Source organism: Halomonas sp. KX33721 (assembly GCF_001596805.1).
Classification (GTDB): Bacteria; Pseudomonadota; Gammaproteobacteria; order Pseudomonadales; family Halomonadaceae; genus Vreelandella; species Vreelandella aquamarina.
This window is the reverse complement of record NZ_LVIA01000032.1, coordinates 1-19,571: the sequence shown is the minus strand read 5'-3', so window position 1 is coordinate 19,571 and position 19,571 is coordinate 1. Positions and strand designations below refer to the sequence as shown.

General features: G+C 56.4%; 16 protein-coding genes, 1 rRNA gene and 1 pseudogene. 9 read left to right on the top strand and 9 right to left on the bottom strand.

Annotated features, from left to right (window positions below; genetic code table 11):
- The first annotated feature begins 99 nt into the window (after positions 1–99).
- The gene (locus A3220_RS12090; protein WP_039182150.1) at positions 100–516 is read left to right on the top strand and encodes an SRPBCC family protein; all 417 of its coding nucleotides are present in this window, start codon (positions 100–102) and stop codon (positions 514–516) included.
- Complete coding sequence (locus A3220_RS12085; protein WP_052509912.1) at positions 509–1,177, top strand: VTT domain-containing protein; 669 nt, start codon at positions 509–511, stop codon at positions 1,175–1,177. The genes A3220_RS12090 and A3220_RS12085 overlap by 8 nt, the downstream gene beginning before the upstream one ends.
- A gap of 9 nt (positions 1,178–1,186) precedes the next feature.
- Here the strand turns inward: A3220_RS12085 and A3220_RS12080 are convergent, their stop codons facing one another.
- From A3220_RS12080 to A3220_RS12045, 8 genes and pseudogenes are all read right to left on the bottom strand, one after another.
- Complete coding sequence (locus A3220_RS12080; RefSeq protein WP_044628276.1) at positions 1,187–1,426, bottom strand: DUF2789 domain-containing protein; 240 nt, start codon at positions 1,424–1,426, stop codon at positions 1,187–1,189.
- Between the two features lie 100 nt (positions 1,427–1,526).
- Entirely contained in the window at positions 1,527–2,597 is a 1,071-nt protein-coding gene (locus tag A3220_RS12075; protein WP_062375067.1) for an asparaginase, read from the bottom strand.
- A 30-nt stretch (positions 2,598–2,627) separates the two neighbouring features.
- Entirely contained in the window at positions 2,628–3,830 is a 1,203-nt protein-coding gene (locus A3220_RS12070) for an MFS transporter (protein ID WP_062375064.1), read from the bottom strand.
- 10 nt (positions 3,831–3,840) lie between these two features.
- Positions 3,841–4,341 (bottom strand): hypothetical protein, encoded by a 501-nt coding sequence (locus tag A3220_RS12065; RefSeq protein WP_044628273.1) that lies wholly within the window; start codon positions 4,339–4,341, stop codon positions 3,841–3,843.
- Between the two features lie 76 nt (positions 4,342–4,417).
- Positions 4,418–5,675, bottom strand: a pseudogene (locus A3220_RS12060) (DEAD/DEAH box helicase).
- A gap of 272 nt (positions 5,676–5,947) precedes the next feature.
- Complete coding sequence (locus A3220_RS12055; RefSeq protein WP_044628271.1) at positions 5,948–6,535, bottom strand: ABC-type transport auxiliary lipoprotein family protein; 588 nt, start codon at positions 6,533–6,535, stop codon at positions 5,948–5,950.
- Between the two features lie 15 nt (positions 6,536–6,550).
- Positions 6,551–8,233 carry an intermembrane transport protein PqiB gene (gene pqiB / locus A3220_RS12050; protein ID WP_062375062.1) on the bottom strand — a complete coding sequence of 561 codons (1,683 nt, stop codon included), beginning with the start codon at positions 8,231–8,233 and terminating at the stop codon, positions 6,551–6,553.
- Complete coding sequence (locus A3220_RS12045) at positions 8,226–9,569, bottom strand: paraquat-inducible protein A (RefSeq protein WP_062360354.1); 1,344 nt, start codon at positions 9,567–9,569, stop codon at positions 8,226–8,228. The genes pqiB and A3220_RS12045 overlap by 8 nt, the downstream gene beginning before the upstream one ends.
- A 227-nt stretch (positions 9,570–9,796) precedes the next feature.
- Here A3220_RS12045 and A3220_RS12040 point away from each other — a divergent pair, with 227 nt between their 5' ends.
- From A3220_RS12040 to A3220_RS12015, 6 genes are all read left to right on the top strand, one after another.
- Entirely contained in the window at positions 9,797–10,771 is a 975-nt protein-coding gene (locus A3220_RS12040; protein WP_062375060.1) for a calcium/sodium antiporter, read from the top strand.
- A gap of 220 nt (positions 10,772–10,991) precedes the next feature.
- Entirely contained in the window at positions 10,992–12,407 is a 1,416-nt protein-coding gene (locus A3220_RS12035) for a cytochrome ubiquinol oxidase subunit I (RefSeq protein ID WP_044628268.1), read from the top strand.
- A gap of 3 nt (positions 12,408–12,410) precedes the next feature.
- Positions 12,411–13,412, top strand: a complete 1,002-nt coding sequence (gene cydB / locus A3220_RS12030) for a cytochrome d ubiquinol oxidase subunit II (protein ID WP_062375059.1) — start codon at positions 12,411–12,413, stop codon at positions 13,410–13,412.
- 3 nt (positions 13,413–13,415) lie between these two features.
- Positions 13,416–15,092 carry a thiol reductant ABC exporter subunit CydD gene (cydD, locus tag A3220_RS12025; RefSeq protein ID WP_062375057.1) on the top strand — a complete coding sequence of 559 codons (1,677 nt, stop codon included), beginning with the start codon at positions 13,416–13,418 and terminating at the stop codon, positions 15,090–15,092.
- Positions 15,089–16,795: a thiol reductant ABC exporter subunit CydC gene (gene cydC / locus A3220_RS12020; protein WP_062375055.1), complete on the top strand. Its 1,707-nt coding sequence runs from the start codon at positions 15,089–15,091 to the stop codon at positions 16,793–16,795. Before cydD ends, cydC begins: the two co-directional genes overlap by 4 nt.
- A gap of 31 nt (positions 16,796–16,826) precedes the next feature.
- Positions 16,827–17,819, top strand: a complete 993-nt coding sequence (locus A3220_RS12015; RefSeq protein WP_062375054.1) for an adenosine deaminase — start codon at positions 16,827–16,829, stop codon at positions 17,817–17,819.
- A gap of 40 nt (positions 17,820–17,859) precedes the next feature.
- Here A3220_RS12015 and A3220_RS12010 read toward each other — a convergent pair whose 3' ends face one another.
- Positions 17,860–18,462: a cytochrome c peroxidase gene (locus tag A3220_RS12010; protein ID WP_252860469.1), complete on the bottom strand. Its 603-nt coding sequence runs from the start codon at positions 18,460–18,462 to the stop codon at positions 17,860–17,862.
- Between the two features lie 410 nt (positions 18,463–18,872).
- Between A3220_RS12010 and A3220_RS12005 the strand changes: the two genes are divergently transcribed.
- Positions 18,873–19,571 (top strand): 16S ribosomal RNA (locus A3220_RS12005); the annotation flags it as partial.

The following is a 19,571-nucleotide window of genomic DNA, read 5'->3' as shown; positions in this document are numbered from 1 at the left end:
CGCTTGCTGACCAGTGTTCTGGGTGGTGGCATCCGGTGTGCCAATGGAATTGGCGTGATAAGCTACTCATCTACAGCCGCTAGAGCAAGAGATGGACGCATGGCCACCATAGAACATAGTGAAATCGTTAGAGCCTCCCCGGAGCGCGTATTTGACTTGTTACGCCGAGTGGAAGATTTTGCGGATTATTCGGACCTGATACGCTCGATCGATCGTCTTGGCGAAAACCGCTACCGCTGGCACGTGCGGGCAGTGGGCATGGATTGGGCGTTTGACGTGGAGGTAACCGATATCGATCCTCCAACGGTGCTGGCCTGGGAATCCCTGGAAGGTGTCAAAAACCAGGGGCGCTATCAGCTGCGTGCCGTACCCGAAGGGACTGAGGTGTCGCTGACGCTGAGCTATGACATCCGCAATCGTCTGATGGAAAAAGCGGTGAACAAGGCGGCCAAACCGCTGGTCGGAAAGGTCAGTCGGCAAATTCTCGAGCGGGTTGAAGCACGCCTCAATGCGTAAATTATCTCTCTATTCCTGGCGTTGGGCGGCCGCGTTTGCGGTGGCTGCCATGCTGGCCTACATATGGCTTTGGTACTCTCCGGACCTGATGGCGGTGAAACGCTGGGCCGCGACCATGTCTCATCATCCCGTGGTCGTGGTGACGGTCATGCTGACCATGGCGGTCACCCTGGCGATTGGCTTGCCTGGCAGTATTGGACTGTGGTTGATTGCCCCCTTTTATCCCCCCTTGGTCGCTACGGTGATGTTGACCATCAGCAGCGTCGCGGGTGCCTGGGGAGCATATCTGCTTGCTGCACGGGTCGGCGAGCGTTGGCAGCCCAAGGGGCTGACCCTCAAGGTTATGGACACGCTGAAAGCGCGTAGCGATCTGCTGACGCAATGTGCCATGCGTGTGTTGCCGGGCTTTCCACATTCAGTGATCAATTTTGCGGCAGGCTTGGGGCATATTGCCCTGGGGCGTTATCTGCTGGCTGCAGCCTTGGGGCTGGCCGTGAAATGGGCTGTCTACAGCAGTGCCATTTACGGTGCGCTGGAAGCCATCGAAGAAGAAGACCCGCTGCAGATGGACGTACTGCTGCCGCTTCTGGCGTTGACGGCTTTGTTGCTGGCGGGGGCCTGGTACCGGCGCCGCCTGGAAGCGGCGCAGGAGCAGGCGTGATGCGAAGGCCTATTCGGCTTTGTGCATCGAGGCATCCAGATGATCGACGACCTCGGCCCAGTCGGCATCTTCTTCCACTGCTTCGCGTAGAAAATCCGCTTGGCCCTCATTCCAGCAGGGGGCGTCTGCCAGTGGCATCTCCTTGGGCAACGGTGAGTGCCGCTGAATAAAGCGTTCGATGGATTCAGCATCCGAGCGTAATCCTAACTGCTCAAATAGTTCGCTAAAGTGATGTACCGGTTGATCCATAAGTGGCTTCCTATCCAGTGGGTGGTTAATACACCTTAAGGACATTGTTTAACCATAGCGGGAATAATCCACTATGCCAGTGTAGTGCTGGCTAGATCATTTAACGTTCGCCCACTAGCGTCGTTAAAAACCGTCGCCTCTGATCCTCTAATGAAATTGGTTGCGCTAGTACATGCACCAGTTTGGTGTAGGCGGCCTCGGGCGTCATGTCATCGCCGGATAGCACCCCAGCATTGTTGAGACCGTGCCCTGCTGCATAAGCCCCCATATGCACACTTCCTTGTGGGCATTGGCTGATGGCGGCGATAAGTTTGCCTTCTCCGCTCGCCTTGGCAATCACCTCTAGTAGTGCGGGGTTATCCGGTAAATTGCCTGCGCCCCATAGCTGTAGCAGCGCGCCTTTTACGTTTGGATGGCTAAGCCACGCCTCTAATTGCCAGGGCGCTATGCCAGGCCAGAGGGTAATGCGAACCACCTCGCCATTGGCGACAGGCTGGTAGTCCACCAGCTCAAAGCGCGGAGCCCCGCGCTGCTGGTAAGACAAGCCGCGGCTGGGGAACAGAATAAAGTCGTCGCCGATGCGCTCGCCCAGCAGTGGGTAGCTGGGTGAGGAAAACGCCTCGACAGCCTCGCTGTGCTGTTTGATGGCGCGCGTGCCTCTGAGCAGGCGGTTGGCAAAATAAATGGCCACTTCCTGTAGTTCGGGATGGGTAGCAAATCGTAGGGCGCCGTAGAGATTTTGTAAGGCATCGCTGTTAGGAGCCTCTAGGGGAGCCATGGCACCCGTCAACACCACAGGCCTATCTAAGCCCTGCAATTGGTAGGCTAAGCTAGCGGCGGTCCAACTTAGCGTGTCGGTGCCGTGAATCACCACAAAACCACGATGCTCTGTAAAGCGCTCGGCGATGTCGGCGGCTAACTGCTGCCATGTCATTGGGGTCGCCGCGCTGGAATCAATCAGAGGTGAGTAGCTGATGACATCATAAGCAGGGAGCATTTGTTGGTCCCGCAACGGCAGCTGGCTCAGTGCTCTGGCCAAGCGTTCAGGAAAATCACCGGCAGGTGAGAGCCCGTTAGCCTGAGGCTGCATACCGATCGTGCCGCCGGTGTAAATCACAAGCAACCGCTCTTGGCTGCTTTGAGCATCTGCAAGGAGAGGAGCCTGGCTCATCGCTGTATCCTGTTGAAAGCTAAGAAGTGGTTAGCGGTGATATACCTGTAGTTGGCCGCTTTGGTCATCAAGCTGCCGTTTGCGTCCCGCAAAGAACGCAAAGCCGCAGCAAACGCCGATCAATCCAATCAGTAGCCAAGCAATATGCTGCGTGGTAGCACCGGCTTGGAGCATCAGACCAACCCCAAAGGGCCCCAATGCGGCCAGGGTATAGCCACCCCCTTGCACCAAGCCAGAAAGCTGGCCTGCAAGGCGTTCGTTTGCGGTTCGCAGTACCAATAAGCTTAATGCAAGGCTAAAACTTCCGCCCTGCCCAAGCCCCAGCAACACGGCACCGGGCCATCGCCATGCCAACGGAGCGGCTAACAACATGACAAGCCCTAAGGCTGTGCATACCAATACCAGCAGTAGGGCCGGGCGCTGGTCGTGATGCAATCGCGCAATCCAAGGCGCACTCAGTGCTGAGACCAGTTGGCACATAATGGAAACGGCCATCGTCCAGCCAGCGGTTGCCTCGCTGTATCCGCGCTCAATCAGAAGAGTTGGCAGCCAGCCGAAAACGATATATGCCATAGAAGATTGAATGCCCATAAAGAGCATCACCTGCCAGGTTAGCGGCTGCCTGAGTAGCGACACGAGGGGGATGCCGGTGGGCAGGTTAAGCGTTGGTTTTGGCGCAGGAGATGGCGCATAGCTGATCCATACGATGAATGTAGCTAGTGCGAGCAGTGACCAACTGACTAGGCTGGCTTGCCAGTTGCCCAGCCACTGCATTAACGGCACGCTGAGCCCAGCGCCTAGAGCGCCCCCCAAGCAGAGTGCCATGGTGTAGAGCCCGGTGAGCAAATCTGCATTTTGAGGCAGCTCACGCTTGACTAGCGCGGGTAACAGCGTGCCCGCCAAGCCAATAGCACTACCGGCCATGGCGGTACCTAGATAAAGCAATCCAGGAAAAGGCAGAACCCGTAACAGCAAGCCGCTGGCCAGCAGGAGTAATGCGGCACTAAGTGCACGCTCACTCCCTATACGGTTGCCAATCATTGGTGCCAAGGGGGCGGTTAAGCCAAGAAAAAGAACGGGGAGCGTGGTTAGCAAGCCCGCCGCTGAGGCGGAAAGCCCCGCATTTTCTTGCAGCCGACTTAGCAGGGGGGCGACCGAGGACATGGCAGGGCGTAAATTTAGCCCCACCATAAACATCAGCAAAATGAATCGGCAAGCGTGGCGTGAGATCATGAAGCGGCGCTTATTTTAAGTAGGGGCGAAGGTCGCCTCGCACCGCATCTAGCAAGGTGATGAAGTGATAATCTTGCGTGGTATCCAAGCAATCAACACGTGCCTGGGTACGCATGCCTTTATTGATATCAAGCTTGTCGTAAATTTCCAGCGTTAGCTTGCGTGCCGGTTTATCACCTGGCGCGATGATGCCATCTTCTAGGGTAAAAGTTTCCAATAGTGTGACTCGAACGCGGGTGCTGTTGCCTTCGCTTAGTACGCGCCGTACAAATAACCAACCTTCACAGGGGAGTGAGGCGTTATCGCGTTCGCGTAAAAACAGAGTGCGATAACAGGCACCTTCGTTTGAGGCTTTTTCAGCCATGCTGCGATAGGCCTGCAAGACCTGATTAGCTGAGGCGCGGGCGTCCTCTAGGCGCTGAGAAATACCTTGATGCTCGCGGCTGAGTTGCTCCTGACGCTGAAAAGTCAGCCATTGGCGATAATCTGCCATGAGTTGTGAAGACGCCATAATCACTCCATGAATTAATTCAGCAAAAACGCCGGAATAAGCGAGGCGCTACCTTCGCATATTCCGGGCGTTCGGGCTACCGGCGAGTGCGACGGCGGCGCTCGCCACCAGCATTGGCAGCTTGGCCGCCAGGCTTGCGGTTAGCCCTTGGCTGGCGCTGACCGCGGCGGCCATTCTCGATCGGTTCTGGCTTGGCATTGGGGTCTGGCTCAAAGCCTGGCTCAATATGTTTCGGCAGCGTTTGATTAATCAGGCGCTCAATGTTTTTGAGTAGGCCGTGTTCATCGACACACACCAAAGACACCGCTTCGCCATTGCTACCCGCGCGCCCTGTGCGCCCAATACGGTGGACATAGTCTTCAGCCACGTTGGGCAGATCGAAATTCACCACGTGAGGAAGTTCATTAATATCTAGCCCGCGTGCCGCAATATCGGTGGCTACCAGCACTTGTAGGTCGCCGCTCTTGAAAGCACCCAGCGCCCGAGTACGTGCCCCTTGGCTTTTGTTGCCATGGATCGCCATCGCGGGAATATCCTGCTTGGAGAGCTGTTCAGCTAGCCGGTTAGCGCCATGCTTGGTGCGGGTAAACACCAGCACCTGGAACCAGTTGTGGCGCTGGATCAGGTGGGCCAATAGATCGCGTTTTTTTGTCGCGATCAACGCGGTAGATGGCCTGCTCAATTTTTTCTGCCGTGGTGTTGCGCGGAGCCACTTCGATGAGGGCAGGGTTATTCAGCAGTTGCTGGGCCAGCGTTTGGATCTCGTTAGAGAAAGTGGCAGAAAACAGCAGGTTTTGGCGCTGTTTCGGCACCAGACGCAATAGCCGTTTGATATCGTGGATAAAGCCCATGTCTAGCATACGGTCGGCTTCATCTAACACCAGAATTTCAATGGCGGAGAGGTCGACATGCCCTTGCTGGTGCAAATCAAGCAAGCGCCCAGGGGTGGCTACTAGAACGTCCAGGCCGGCTCTTAAAGCGTCGACTTGGGGCTGCTGGCCCACGCCACCAAAAATAATGTGTGAACGTAGTGAGAGGTGCTGCCCATAAGCAGCCACGCTTTCCCCCACTTGTGCAGCCAGTTCGCGGGTGGGTGTGAGGACCAGTGCGCGAACCTGGCGTTTGCCGGGGCGTTTGCCATTTGCCAAGCGCTGTAGCATCGGTAGCGTAAAGCCAGCGGTTTTGCCGGTACCGGTTTGTGCGCTGGCAAGAAGGTCGCGACCTTCAAGAACGATGGGGATGGCCTGTTGTTGAATAGGCGTAGGCTGTGTATAGCCCTGCGCAGTTACCGCGCGCAATAAATCGTCATGCAGACCAAGATCAGAAAAACTCATGCGTTCTCCGCAATCGCATAGCAATCGGCGCCACTAGCTCGGCGGCGTTGCTAGGCGTAATGTTCAAAAAGCGAGGATGGTACACCGTCGCGGCAGCGAAGTTTGCCAGATAATACGCTGTGCCGCGACGGGCATTTATACGTCTTGTAACGCCATACCAGGCATAACAAGGGGGTGACAGGGTAGCGCTGACAGTGATGTCATTTATTGGCAAAGAGTGTAACACGAAAGTCTCACACCAATGCTGTTCCCCTAGCGATTGCAATAAAGGTTTAGAAGTAGCCGCCTTGTCGAACCTGCTGAGCAATTTGTGCAGCAACACTCTCCCAGCTTTCGCCCAACGAACGGACCAGGGCAGGGTAGCCATCCTGTTCAAGAGTGGTTTCTGCAGTGAAGCTTTTGAGTGCGAGCAACTCGCCATCGGTATCTCGAAGCTGCCACTGGCCGCTGGCTACCGCGACACCGTCAAAGCGGCCTTGGAATTGATCCACTTCCATGGACAGGGTGAGCGCCCCAGGGCTGCTGCCTTCTGCTCGTACCACTTGCACGCTGGGTAACTGATCTGCCAATTCGGCCCGTAAGGCGCGTTCAAGCTGGCGCCCAATACCCTCCGCCCACTGGTGCTCCCGCGCTTCGTTTAATGTGATGTCGTCTAACTGCATCACAATCCCGTCCACGTCTAAATAGTGGGCTAGTCGAGGTGTGCGCACTTGCAGTGTGGCCTGGGCGTTAGCCGGTGCGTTCACTGCTGGGCTGGCAGGAAGCATATAGCGTGCAGGGGGAGAGACACTGCTAGCGCAGGCGGAAAGCAGCAAGCTCAAACTGATGATCAGCAGTAGTAGCGGTAATCGGCGTAACATGACGTTCAATCCTTCTTAACGGGGAGCACGAGGAATCGGGTCCTGCGTTTCTAAATTGTCGAACAGCAGCGCGCGTGGGTTCTCGTTCAGCGTCCGAGTGAGCGGTTGTAGGTCACGCATCAGCCGATCCAAACGCTCAATGGCGCCGGTAAGCTCTTGATAGGCGGGCGATGAAGGCGAGACCCCTTGAAGGGTGCTGCGCAGCTCTTCCAGCGTGCCGTTGAGGTTGCTCCCGATGGCTTGCGTTTCTGGATCATTGAGCAACTGATTGATAGACGCGCTGACTGCACGCACTTCGTTCAGTACACTTTCAGAAGCTTGCAGGTTGCGGTCCAGCCCGGCTATCAACGGTTCTACTTCCAAGGCGTTTAGTTTTTCAAGCAGGCTAGTCACCTGAGCCTGAATCTGTGCAAAACCGCCCGCTACTGTCGGGAATACGGTCCGCTCGGAGAAAACTTCCGCGACGTATTCGTCGGCAAGGTCACGCCGGAAGTTAAGGTCCACAAACAGCGCACCCGTTAACAGGTTGCCATTCTTGAGTGATGCCCGAAGGCCTAAGCCGAACATGCGCTTAAAGCGGTTATCCCACTCCTCCAGGTCGATATCGGTGTTTTCGATCCCTAAGCGTTGTGGTTCGATGCGGATGAGCACAGGGATGGCGAAACGAGCCCGCGAATCGGGCTGTGGCGCCGTAAAATTCCAGGGTACTGCTGCCACGGTACCAATTCGGACGCCACGAAACTCGACCGGTGCGCCTCGTGATAGCCCGCGAACCGTGTCATCAACAAGCAATACATACTCTAGATAGCGGTTAAATGTGCCTTCCCGGGCAGTATCTTCATCAGCATAGAGGTTAAAACGTGTATTGGCTTCTACCGGCTTACCCATGGGAAGATCTTCAGGCACACCAAAGGTGACACCGCCACCCAGCAGAGCTTCCAGCGATTCTACGTTGACCCGCACGCCGTCAGCATCCAGGCGGAAATCCACTCCGCTAGCGGTCCAGAAGCGGGTGCTATCGGTCACGAGCTGGGCGTAGGGCTCTTCGATAAATACTTGGTGGTGCATGGTACGTGTGTCTGCATCGAAGCGAGCGTCTTCTACGCGCCCTACCGTGTAACCTTGATAAGAGACGGGATCCCCAACACGCAGCGAATTGCCCAATTGGCTGACAAGGCTAATTTGTAACCCTGCTTGCCCAGCAGGCGCGACCGGTGGGATATCGCTTACCTCAAACTCTCGCTTAGGTTCCTCTGATTGCCCAGGCTCAAGCTGTATATAAGCCCCCGAGAGTACCGTGCCCAGGCCGCTGATCCCCTCGCGCCCTATGCGTGGCTTAACGACCCAAAAGCGACTGTCTTCGCGGAGCATGGCTTCGGCTTCGGGTTGAATTTGAGCCATCATCACCGCGTGAGACAGGTCATCAGACAAACGAACGCTCTGTACGCGGCCAATCTCAATATTGCGGCTGCGGATCAGCGTACTGCCCGCCTCAATACCTTCTGCGCTGTCCATGGTCAGCGTCACCATGGTGCCCCGGCTTGAGTAGTTATCATAAACCAGCCACAGCCCAATAATGACGGCCACCAAAGGAACTATCCAAATAGGCGATAGCCGAGTTTGTGGCGACGATTTGGCTTTATGTAACTCATTGTTTTCAGCGTTTGAGGTATTCTGAGGCGTTGGATCATTAGCCATCAACAGGTTCCTTGGTGGCCGCTTTACGGCGAAGAGGGCGTGGAGTGTGGGTATCCCAGATTAAGCGAGGGTCAAATGTCATGGCAGCCAGCATGGTGAGCACTACGACGGCACCAAAAGCTAGCGCGGCAGGACCTGGTGTAATCGACATTAATGACCCGGCGCGGATGAGGGCGACCAAAATGGCCACGACAAATACGTCAACCATTGACCAGCGTCCAATAAATTCAGTTAATCGATAGAGGCGGGTACGGCTCTGTGCGTTGAGCTCGTTGCTGCGCTTAATCATCAAGCATAGCCATGCGAGTGCCACCAGTTTGCCAACAGGCACAATCACACTGGCGATAAAAATCACTGCAGCCACCGGCCAGGACCCCATTTGAATGAGCTGAACAACGCCGCCAACGATAGTGGAGGGTGTTGAGCTGCCCAAACTGGTAGTGGTCATGATGGGGTAAAGGTTGGCAGGTATATACATGATGCTGGCTGCAAAGAGAAGCGCCCAGGTGCGCTGTAAGCTATGTGGTAGGCGCTTATGCAGTTTTTCATGGCAGCGAACACAGCGTTCTTTTCCATGCTGAATCCGATTAATCAATCCGCAGGTGGGGCAGCCAGTGACATGCTGGCTAGCAGCGGTGGTGCCAGTGAGCGTGCCTTCAGGAGCAAGGGGTTCGCCTTCCAATGAGAACCACATCCAGTCAGCGTCAATGGACTGCACCGTCATTAATAACAGTATGGCGAACAAGCAGAATGCCCAAAAGGAGATGCCAAGTTCAATCTGCGCCATGCCAGCAACTTTAATTAAGCTTACCAGTGCGCCGATGATGAATACATCGGCCATCATCCATGGGGTTAGATGTGCCAGGGAGCGGGCAATGTCACGGCTAAAAGGCATAGGGCGAGACTGCAGTAAGCCAAACTGAAGCCAGACGACGCTTACAAGATATACGGCGGGCAGCACGACAATAGTCATCATGACCGCAATAGCTACTATCGGCTGGTGGAAAGCAATCAGCGTGGTGGCGGTCTGCGATAGATCAATGCGGTTGCCAACACCGCTAACGCTGAAACTGACAAAAGGAAAAGATACCGCGACTATTAATGCGACCAATGAGGCTAACGCTAGCGCCATACTGCGCTGAGCAGGATAGCGGTGGCGCTTCACTAACACATGCGAGCAGCGAGGGCAGGTGGCTTTTTCACCAGAGTTCAGGGGGGGGAGCGCAGATACCCAGTCACATTCATGGCACGCACGCAAACGCCTTCGCTGGGTGCGAGTTTCAGGGGGGGAGCAATCAACCTGGGGTGTATTAACCGGCAGCGAAGGCCGTTTCATAAAGGCGTAATGGGGCAACAGCAAACTCTCTGTGCATAATACGGTTAGAACCAATACGATGGTATATGGTATATGGTATATGGTATATGGTATATGGTATATGGTATATGGTATGTGTCAACCTAGGTGACCTGATAACTACTTGCAAGCAGTACTTGACCAAATACCAGAGTTAGACAAGGATGCAGCCGCGATAGTGCCTAACATTATGACATCAAGGAACTGAAATGTTACTTGCCTTTATTGCTGTGGTAGTAGGCTTGGTCCTGCTCATCTGGAGCGCAGAAAAATTTATTGATGGCGCTGCGGCAACTTCGCGGTGGCTGGGGCTGTCGCCGCTGCTGATTGGTATGTTGGTAATCGGTTTTGGTACTTCTGCACCGGAAATGATGGTGTCGATGCTGGCAGCGATGCAAGGCAACCCAGGCCTGGCGGTGGGGAATGCGTACGGTTCCAACATTGCCAATATTGGTTTGGTTTTGGGCTTTATCGCACTTATCTCTCCGTTAGCTGTTCATTCAGGTGTTATCCGTAAAGAAATGCCCCTGTTGGTAGCGGTGATGCTGCTTACCGGCTATATGCTTTTCGACGGTTGGATTTCCCGTGCTGAAGCTATTGTGCTGCTAGTGGCGCTGGGCATATTTATTGCGATCAGCATTATTCGTTCTCGAGGTCAGGAGGATGATCCGTTGTTGGGTGAAGTGACCGAAAGTCTTGATAGCAACCCGATGTCGCGCGGTAAGGCCATCATGTGGACGCTGATTGGCTTGGTGCTGTTGATTGCCAGTTCGAGGCTGCTGGTATGGGGAGCTGTCGAGATCGCGGTAGCTTTCGGAGTCAGTGATTTAATTATCGGTTTAACCGTAGTCGCCGTAGGTACTTCTTTGCCGGAGCTGGCTTCTTCAATCAGCGCACTGCGGCGTAAAGAGCACGATATGGTGCTGGGCAACGTGGTGGGCTCTAACCTGTTTAATAGTATGGCCGTTGTTGGGCTGGCGGGAGTGATTGCACCTATTGAAGCGGGTCGTGAGGTGCTGGTGCGTGATTGGAGTGTCATGACCTTTATGACGCTTATGATGGTGCTCTTCGCATTTTCTTGGCGTGGTCGCCCACGGCGTATCAACCGCGTTGAAGGCGGTGTTCTCTTCGCCATTTTTATCGCCTACACAGGCTATATGGTCAGCATTGTGGTGATGTCTTAAACGATTGCACCGAAAAATGGTGGTTTGTCTGAGGAGTATGCGTCAACGCGACACAGCTTTTCAGGCAAACTATCGCTGTATAACGGCGGTCGAAACGTTAAACTACAACACATGTAAAGAATAAGCTTAGTGCTTATAACTAAAATGCAGCGCCATTAAGGCTCAACTAAGCTTGTGACACCCATTGATGGGATTTTAATCCAGGTCTTAGGAGCGTGTGATGGAACTCGACCCCCTTGTACTATCGCGAATGCAGTTCGCCTTCGTTGTATCGTTTCATGCGATTTTTCCGGTCTTCACCATCGGGCTGGCGTCTTACATAGCGCTGCTTCATGGGCTGTTCTTCAAGACCAACAACCCCGCTTGGGACCGCCTGGCACTGTTCTGGACCAAGGTGTTTGCCGTGGTTTTCGGAATGGGCGTCGTCTCCGGGATCGTCATGTCTTTCCAGTTTGGCACCAACTGGAGCAACTTCTCCCAGGCGGCCTCCAACTTCCTCGGGCCGGTGCTCAGCTACGAGGTCGTTACCGCTTTCTTCCTTGAGGCGGCATTCCTCGGTGTCCTGCTCTTTGGCCGAGGCAAGGTGCCACAAGGGGTGCACCTGTTTGCTGCCATCATGGTGGCGATCGGTACTTTCATTTCGTCGTTCTGGATTCTTTCTGCCAACAGCTGGATGCATACGCCGGCAGGGGTAGAACTCATCGACTATCGGTTCCACGTGGTTTCCTGGACCGAAGCGATATTCAATCCCTCCTTTCCTTACCGCTTCGCGCACATGGCCATGGCATCCTTTCTGACCGGTGGCTTCGTGGTGGCCGGTGTGAGTGCCTGGTTCCTGCTGCGTGGTCGCGACCCGGAAGCCAACCGTCGAGCGCTTTCCATGTGCCTTTGGTTACTGCTGTTTCTGGCGCCAGCCCAGGCGGTCGTGGGGGACTTCCATGGTTTGAATACTCTGGAGCATCAGCCGGCCAAAGTGGCGGCCATGGAAGGGCATTGGGAAACCTCTGGCAACGTTCCGTTGCTGCTGTTCGCCATTCCGGACCAGGAAGCGCAAACCAATCGCTTTGAAATCGGCATCCCCAATCTTGCCAGCCTCATCCTGACCCACTCTACGGATGGGGTTATTCAGGGGCTGAATGAATTTGCTCCTGAAGAGCAGCCGCCGGTCTGGATCGTCTTCTGGGCGTTCCGCGTGATGGTGGGGATCGGACTGTTGATGATTGCCACCGCCCTGATAGGACTGTTGCTGCGTCGCAAAGGCAAATTCCATCAGCACACCGGGTTCCTCAAGACGCTGGTGTACATGATCCCCATGCCGTTCGTCGCCGTGCTGGCTGGTTGGATCGTGACCGAGTCAGGACGTGCCCCATGGCTGGTATACGGCATGATGGCCCATGCGGAAGGCGTTACGCCTTCGTTGACCGGCCCCATGGCGCTGTTTACGCTGGTGGGCTACGTGCTAGTGTACGCGGTGGTGTTCTATGCCGGTATCTACTATCTGACCCGCGTGGTGCGTAACGGCATGCTGCCCAATGAAGAGCGTGAAACGGCAGGCGACAATTTCAGACGCCCCATGCGTCCACTGTCGGCCACGGAAACTCCCTTTGATGACGATGTCGACCCGGTGAGGAACTGAGACATGGAAATGTTTGATCTGACGATAATCTGGGCAGGCATCATCGGGTTCGGGTTGATGATGTACGTGTTGATGGACGGTTTCGATCTGGGGCTTGGGATTCTGTATCCCTTCGCCCCGGACGAAGACGCCCGGGATGTGATGATGAACTCCGTGGCGCCGGTCTGGGACGGCAACGAGACGTGGCTGGTGCTGGCGGGGGCCGGTTTGCTCGGGGCTTTCCCGCTGGTCTATTCGGTCTTCCTGCCGGCACTCTATATTGGCGTGTTCTTGATGCTGGCGGGGCTTATTTTCCGAGGTGTGGCCTTCGAGTTCCGCTTCAAGTCCCGGCGCAATCGTCGCTGGTGGAACCGCGCTTTCTGCTGGGGCTCCGGCGTGGCCGCTTTCGCTCAAGGGGCGGTGGTCGGTGCTTACATTCAGGGGTTTCATGTCGAAAACTTTGCCTTTGCAGGTGGCGCTTTCGATTGGCTGACGCCATTCTCGGTACTGACCGGCTTCGGCCTGATGGCTGGTTATGCGTTGCTGGGAGCCACCTGGTTGATCCTCAAATCCGAGGGGCATATTCAGGAGTGGGCTTACAAGGTGACGCCGCTGCTGTTGGCGCTGGTACTGGGCGTCTTCGGTATCATCAGCATCTGGACACCGTTCGTGAATCCGGTGGTTTGGGAGCGCTGGTTCGGTCATTTGCAGCTGATCTGGATATTCCCGGCATTGGCGCTGCTGTCGGCCTTCATGGTGTATCGCTCCGTGAAACGTCGTGACGAGGGCATTCCCTTCGTGGCCACCATCGGCATCTACGTGTTCACTTACCTGGGACTGATCGTCAGCAAGTGGCCCGTCATCGTGCCACCGAACTACACGCTGTGGGATGCCGCCTCCGCCCCCGAGTCTCAGCTGTTCCTGCTGATCGGTGTGCTGTTCGTCATTCCGATCATCCTGACCTACACCGCCTGGACCTACTGGGTCTTCCGCGGCAAGGTGCGTGTTGGCGAAGGGTATCACTGATTCATGGCCCCTCCTGCGGCCCAGTCGAATTTGTTGACGCCGCGCCGTTGGCTGAGCACGCTGGCTCGTCGTGAGCGTGCTCGGCTAGCGCTGGCAGCGTGCTTCGGCGTGCTGTCCGGCGCTCAGACAATCCTGCTGGTGATCGGGTTGGCGTGGTCGATTGAGCAACTGGTCGTTCATGGCCGCTCACCTGTCACGCTGGTGCCCGTGCTGCTCGGCCTGGTGGTCGCCGTGGCGTTGCGCTCACTGTTTCTTGCCCTGCAAGAGTCGTTCAGTGCAACTGCCAGCTTGCGCATCCGGCAGTACGCTCGGGAGCAGGTCTTGAACAAGGTCGCCGCGCTAGGCCCGGTCTGGATGACTCGGCAGCAGAGCGGGGCCCTGGCGACCCAGTCGGTCGAGCACATCGAAGCCCTCGATGGCTATTTCGCGCGCTTCCTCCCGCAAATGCGCATCGTGCTATTGCTGCCACTGCTGATTGCCGCGGTGGTGGGCTGGCTCGATTATCTAGTGGCCATCTTCTTGCTGCTCTCTGCGCCATTGATTCCGCTGTTCATGGCGCTGGTCGGTATGGGGGCAGAGCGTCTCAACAAGGAGCAGTTCGCTTCCGTTGCCAGGCTCTCGGCGCATTTCGTCGACCGCGTACGCGGCATGACGACGCTGCAGCTGTTTGGTCATACGCGTGCTGCCCAGCAGGACGTCTGGTATGCCACCGACCAGTATCGCCGCCTGAGTATGCGCACGCTTAGGCTGGCATTTCTCTCGTCTGCGGTATTGGAGTTTTTTGCCTCGGTGGCCATTGCCGTCGTCGCCATGTACGTGGGGTTTGGTCTGTTGGGCTATATCGATTACGGTCCTTCCCCCTCGCTGACCCTGTTCAGTGGTCTGGCGGTGTTGCTTCTGGCTCCGGAGTTCTTCCAGCCCTTGCGCACCCTCTCGCAGCATTATCACGACCGTGCTGCGGCGCTGGGGGCGGCAGAGAGTATCGTGACCATCCTCGATGAGCCTGACGTGGTGCCGACTCGGTTTGACGCCCCCGCCGAACCAGATGCATTGATTGAATTGGTGGATGCCGAGGTGGGCTATGGTCGGCACTCGGCGGTCTTGACGGGCGTCTCGGCCACGATACGTCAGGCGGATGTGGTGGTCATTACCGGAGAGTCAGGCAGTGGCAAGTCTTCCTTGCTGGCGCTGATGGCCGGTTTCATGGCGCCTCTGCGTGGCGCTTGCAGATTCCGCCAGGGCGAGCAAGTGGCGTGGCTGGATCAATCACCCTGCATCATTCATGGCTCGTTGGCCGATAACCTGCGCCTGGCGGCGCCTGAGGCGACACCGGCTGCCATGCAGGAGGCCCTGGAAAAAGCTGGCCTGGGGGAACTGTTGGTTGCCTTGCCCCATGGCCTGGAGACGGTGGTGGGGGAGCGTGGGGTCGGCTTGTCGGGAGGTCAGGCGCAGCGCTTGACCCTGGCTCGGGTATTTCTCAGCCAGGCACCGCTGGTGTTGTTGGATGAGCCCACGGCCAGCCTTGATTCGGCGACGGAAAAGAGCGTGATCGACGCACTGCTGGCCTGGTCGGCGGAAGGGCGAACGTTAGTCATGGCAACACATCACCCTGCGGTGATGGCCGTTGCCACTCGCCACTGGGTGTGTCGAGACGGCCAGCTTCACGAGGTGGCGCCATGAAGTTTCTGCACAATGACCTGAGCCCATGGCTGGCGCTCATGTTAAGGCGCAGGCAGCGCTTCCTCGTGGGTGCGCTGCTGGTATGGGTAACGTTGCTGGCGGGCCTTGCCCTGCTGGGTTTGTCCGGCTGGTTCATTGCGGCGTGTGCCCTGGCGGGCATTGCGTTGGCTGCCGGGTTGCCGTCATCGCTGGATATTTATGTGCCCGGCGGCGGCATTCGTTTTTTTGCCTTGCTGCGCACCGTCGCTCGATATACCGAGCGGCTCTACAACCACAATACCGTGCTGACGCTGCTGGCGGATTTACGCTATCGCGTCTTTGGTGACTTGACGCGCCTGGATGACGCATCGTTGCGGCGTCGGCGAGCCGGTGAGTGGTTGAGTCGCCTGACGTCGGATATCGATGCCTTGGATAGCCTGTATCTACGCCTGCTGGTGCCGCCAGTAGTGGCCTTGTTGAGTGTCTGGATCGTCGCAGGTTTCATCGCTATCTGGTTGCCGCTGGTCGGAGCCGTCGTGGCCTGTGTATTGACGCTGCTGTGGCTGGTCATCACCCTGGGCTTTGCCAGGCTGGGTTTCACCAACAGCCATCGGCAAGTGAATGATCAGGAGGAGCTTCGGCGGCTGGTGTTGGATCAGGTACAGGCGTCTGCTGAGCTGATGAGCTACCGAACCAGTGACTGGTACCGCAGGAAAATACGAGCTCACGAACAGCAAGCGCTGGATAACCAGCGTCAGTTGGCCGTGAAGTCTGCGCTGGGAAATGCGCTACTGATGGCGGTAACGGGGCTGTTGATCATCGGTGTGCTCTGGCTGGGGAGTCTGGCACTGGCCGAGCAGCGCGTGGTGGGCCCCATCATGGTCATGGCCGTGATTGCCGTGTTTGGTATCAATGAGGTGCTGGCCAGCCTGCCTGCCGCTTTTGTGCGGTTTGGCGCCAGCCACGGGGCGGCCCAGCGGCTGAATGCCCTGCAGGCGACACAAGGGCAAACGCGTGTGGGCTCTCTTCCGGATGACGAGGGTGGCCATGCCCTGCAACTGCGTGAGGTCATGTTCCGTTATCCGGATGCGGCGGGCTGGGCGATATGCCAGGTTTCCCTGACCCTGCCCGCCGGTCAACGTGGTGCCATCATGGGTATTTCGGGTTCGGGCAAATCGACGCTGGCCAATTTGATCATGGGCCGCATCTCTCCCACTGAAGGGGACGTGTGGGTGGCGGAGCATGCACCCTCGGCCGTTACCCTCGAAAGTAGCGCAGCGCATATGGGTTATCTGCCCCAGCAAATAGACCTGTTCGATGGCTCGCTGGCCGATAACCTGCGGATCGCCAAGCCTGACGCGACAGACGAAGAGCTTTGGCAGGTGCTGGACCAGGTAGCGCTTTCAGATTGGACGGCACGCCAGCCTCGTCAGCTGGCGACTCAGGTGGGAGAAAGAGGGCAGCAGCTTTCAGGCGGGCAGGCGCGCAGAGTGGCGTTGGCGAGGCTTTTTTTACGCTCACCCTCGGTGGTATTGCTGGATGAGCCCTTCGCGGGAGTGGATGCGGCAACGGCCCGGCACGTAGCGGCCTCGCTGGACGCCTGGTTGGTAGGCCGTACGGCGATTTTCTTTGTTCATCAAGTGGATGATGCGGCCCTGGTGCCGGGGTTGGCTCATCAATGGCGGCTGGATGGCGGCAAGTTAATTCACGATACTTCATTTTGATATTCACCGAATCGGCAAATAGGCGGCGACCATGAACGACTTTTTACGACACCTTCCCAAGGCTGAGCTTCACTTGCATATCGAAGGTTCTCTCGAGCCAGAACTGATGTTCCAACTGGCGGAACGTAACGGCATCGAACTCCCCTATGCCACGGTCGAAGAGGCCAAGGCAGCGTATGATTTCAAGGATTTGCAAGGGTTTCTGAATCTGTATTACCAGGGCATGAACGTCTTACGCAGCGAACAGGACTTCTATGACCTGGCCATGGATTATTTCAAGCGTGCCCGTTCGGAAGGCGTGCTGCATATCGATATGCACTTCGACCCTCAGGCGCATCTGCAGCGTGGTGTACCTTTGGAGGTGGTCATGGCGGGACTGCTCAGGGCCAAACAGGAGGCCGAGAGCCAGCTAGACCTTTCAGTGGGTATGATCATGGCCTTCCTGAGAGATCGTCCAGCCGACGAGGCACTGCACGTTCTCGAGCAGGCGGCACCCTACTGGAAAATGCTGGATGCCATTGGCCTGGACAGCGCCGAGCGTGACAACCCGCCCGAGAAGTTTCAGGCCCTGTTTGCGCGCGCCAAGGAGCTTGGGCTGGTGCGTGTGGCTCATGCGGGCGAGGAGGGGCCTGCCGCTTACATTACGCAAGCCCTGGACCTGTTGGACGTTCAGCGCATCGACCACGGTGTGCGCTGTCTCGAAAGCGAAGACGTCGTGCAGCGTCTCAAGGAGTCCCAGACGGTACTGACCGTGTGCCCGCTCTCCAATGTCAGCCTGAAAGTGGTCGATCAATTGGATCAGCATCCGCTACCGGCGTTGTTGGAAGCGGGTCTGAAGGTCACCATCAGCTCTGACGATCCTGCCTATTTTGGTGGTGGGCTGCTCGAAAATCATATCGCCTGTGTCGATGCCTTTGGCTGGGGAGAAGATACCTTCAAATGGCTGAATCGCAATGCCATGGAAGAAGCCTTCGTCAGCGACGCGCGGCGCGCTGAACTGTTGAAGCGCCTGGAGGCAGCCTGATACAGCCTGCCGCCGCTCCTATGGGCGGCGGCATAGTGCATCAGGGTAGAGCGGGCACCTCGAAATCGGGCATTTCACCTGTCAGGGAGTGCAGAAATGCCGTGATGTTATCAATGGTGGGTTCGTCAAACTCACGTCCCAGCATTTCCTGGCCCATGATGGCCACGGCTTCTTCGAGCGTTTCGGTGGCACCATTGTTCATGTACGGGTAAGTGACGCCGACATTACGCAAGGTGGGGGTGCGGAAGCGGTACTTGTCTCTTTCTTCGCCGGTCACCACGTAGCGACCCAAATCTTTCGACCCCGGCACCTGAATGGCGTGGAACTGGCTATCGGTAAAGTTGGCGCCGCGATGGCAGGCAATGCAGCCATTATCAACAAAAGCTACCATGCCGTTTTTCGCTTGTTCGCTAATCGCGTCCATGTCCCCTCTTAAATAGCGATCAAAGGGCGCATCCGGGGTGTTGAGCGTTCGCTGGAAAGCGGCTAATGCTTGTCCTAAATTATCAGCGTTGATCGGGTCTTCTTGATCAGGGTATGCGGCTGAAAATTTATCATCTAGGCCATCGCTTGCCTGCGCTGCGCTAGCAGAAAGCAATAGAGTGGCGCCGAGCGCTGAAATCACTTCATATTTGTTACGCATAGTTCCCTCTCTCATCTGGCTCTTTTTTAACGACACGCCGACAATTAGCGGTGGTGTGACGTGAGTATTAGCTTAAAAAAGGGCCGATTCTGGAAGGTTGCGCTGGGTCAAATGTTAAGTCTTTATGTGAGGCTTTCTCGGTCAGAGTACTAATGCGAAAAAAAGTGTTGACGCGCTGATTTAAATGCGTAAAATACGCCCACATCGAACGGCAACGCCCTTCGAAAAGCTCTTTAACAATTTGATCAGGTAATTCATGTGGGCGCTTGCCGGTGAGGGTGATAAATCACCAAATATCAAGGCAAGCGCACAAGAAAGATGTTCACATCTTTCAAATTCGTTTGAACCTTGAGCCAAGTTTGATCCGCTTTTGTTGCCTTCGGGCAGCGAGTAAGGATTGCATTGATCTTAAACTGAAGAGTTTGATCATGGCTCAGATTGAACGCTGGCGGCAGGCCTAACACATGCAAGTCGAGCGGTAACAGATCCAGCTTGCTGGATGCTGACGAGCGGCGGACGGGTGAGTAATGCATAGGAATCTGCCCGATAGTGGGGGATAACCTGGGGAAACCCAGGCTAATACCGCATACGTCCTACGGGAGAAAGGGGGCTCCGGCTCCCGCTATGGGATGAGCCTATGTCGGATTAGCTAGTTGGTGAGGTAACGGCTCACCAAGGCCACGATCCGTAGCTGGTCTGAGAGGATGATCAGCCACATCGGGACTGAGACACGGCCCGAACTCCTACGGGAGGCAGCAGTGGGGAATATTGGACAATGGGGGCAACCCTGATCCAGCCATGCCGCGTGTGTGAAGAAGGCCCTCGGGTTGTAAAGCACTTTCAGCGAGGAAGAACGCCTAGCGGTTAATACCCGCTAGGAAAGACATCACTCGCAGAAGAAGCACCGGCTAACTCCGTGCCAGCAGCCGCGGTAATACGGAGGGTGCAAGCGTTAATCGGAATTACTGGGCGTAAAGCGCGCGTAGGTGGCTTGATAAGCCGGTTGTGAAAGCCCCGGGCTCAACCTGGGAACGGCATCCGGAACTGTCAAGCTAGAGTGCAGGAGAGGAAGGTAGAATTCCCGGTGTAGCGGTGAAATGCGTAGAGAT

Coding starts and splice junctions, on each gene's coding strand:
- A3220_RS12090 (WP_039182150.1), top strand. CDS start 100: ATGGCCACCATAGAACATAGTGAAATCGTTAGAGCCTCCCCGGAGCGC.
- A3220_RS12085 (WP_052509912.1), top strand. CDS start 509: ATGCGTAAATTATCTCTCTATTCCTGGCGTTGGGCGGCCGCGTTTGCG.
- A3220_RS12080 (WP_044628276.1), bottom strand. CDS start 1,426: ATGGATCAACCGGTACATCACTTTAGCGAACTATTTGAGCAGTTAGGA.
- A3220_RS12075 (WP_062375067.1), bottom strand. CDS start 2,597: ATGAGCCAGGCTCCTCTCCTTGCAGATGCTCAAAGCAGCCAAGAGCGG.
- A3220_RS12070 (WP_062375064.1), bottom strand. CDS start 3,830: ATGATCTCACGCCACGCTTGCCGATTCATTTTGCTGATGTTTATGGTG.
- A3220_RS12065 (WP_044628273.1), bottom strand. CDS start 4,341: ATGGCGTCTTCACAACTCATGGCAGATTATCGCCAATGGCTGACTTTT.
- A3220_RS12055 (WP_044628271.1), bottom strand. CDS start 6,535: ATGTTACGCCGATTACCGCTACTACTGCTGATCATCAGTTTGAGCTTG.
- pqiB (WP_062375062.1), bottom strand. CDS start 8,233: ATGGCTAATGATCCAACGCCTCAGAATACCTCAAACGCTGAAAACAAT.
- A3220_RS12045 (WP_062360354.1), bottom strand. CDS start 9,569: ATGAAACGGCCTTCGCTGCCGGTTAATACACCCCAGGTTGATTGCTCC.
- A3220_RS12040 (WP_062375060.1), top strand. CDS start 9,797: ATGTTACTTGCCTTTATTGCTGTGGTAGTAGGCTTGGTCCTGCTCATC.
- A3220_RS12035 (WP_044628268.1), top strand. CDS start 10,992: ATGGAACTCGACCCCCTTGTACTATCGCGAATGCAGTTCGCCTTCGTT.
- cydB (WP_062375059.1), top strand. CDS start 12,411: ATGGAAATGTTTGATCTGACGATAATCTGGGCAGGCATCATCGGGTTC.
- cydD (WP_062375057.1), top strand. CDS start 13,416: ATGGCCCCTCCTGCGGCCCAGTCGAATTTGTTGACGCCGCGCCGTTGG.
- cydC (WP_062375055.1), top strand. CDS start 15,089: ATGAAGTTTCTGCACAATGACCTGAGCCCATGGCTGGCGCTCATGTTA.
- A3220_RS12015 (WP_062375054.1), top strand. CDS start 16,827: ATGAACGACTTTTTACGACACCTTCCCAAGGCTGAGCTTCACTTGCAT.
- A3220_RS12010 (WP_252860469.1), bottom strand. CDS start 18,462: ATGCGTAACAAATATGAAGTGATTTCAGCGCTCGGCGCCACTCTATTG.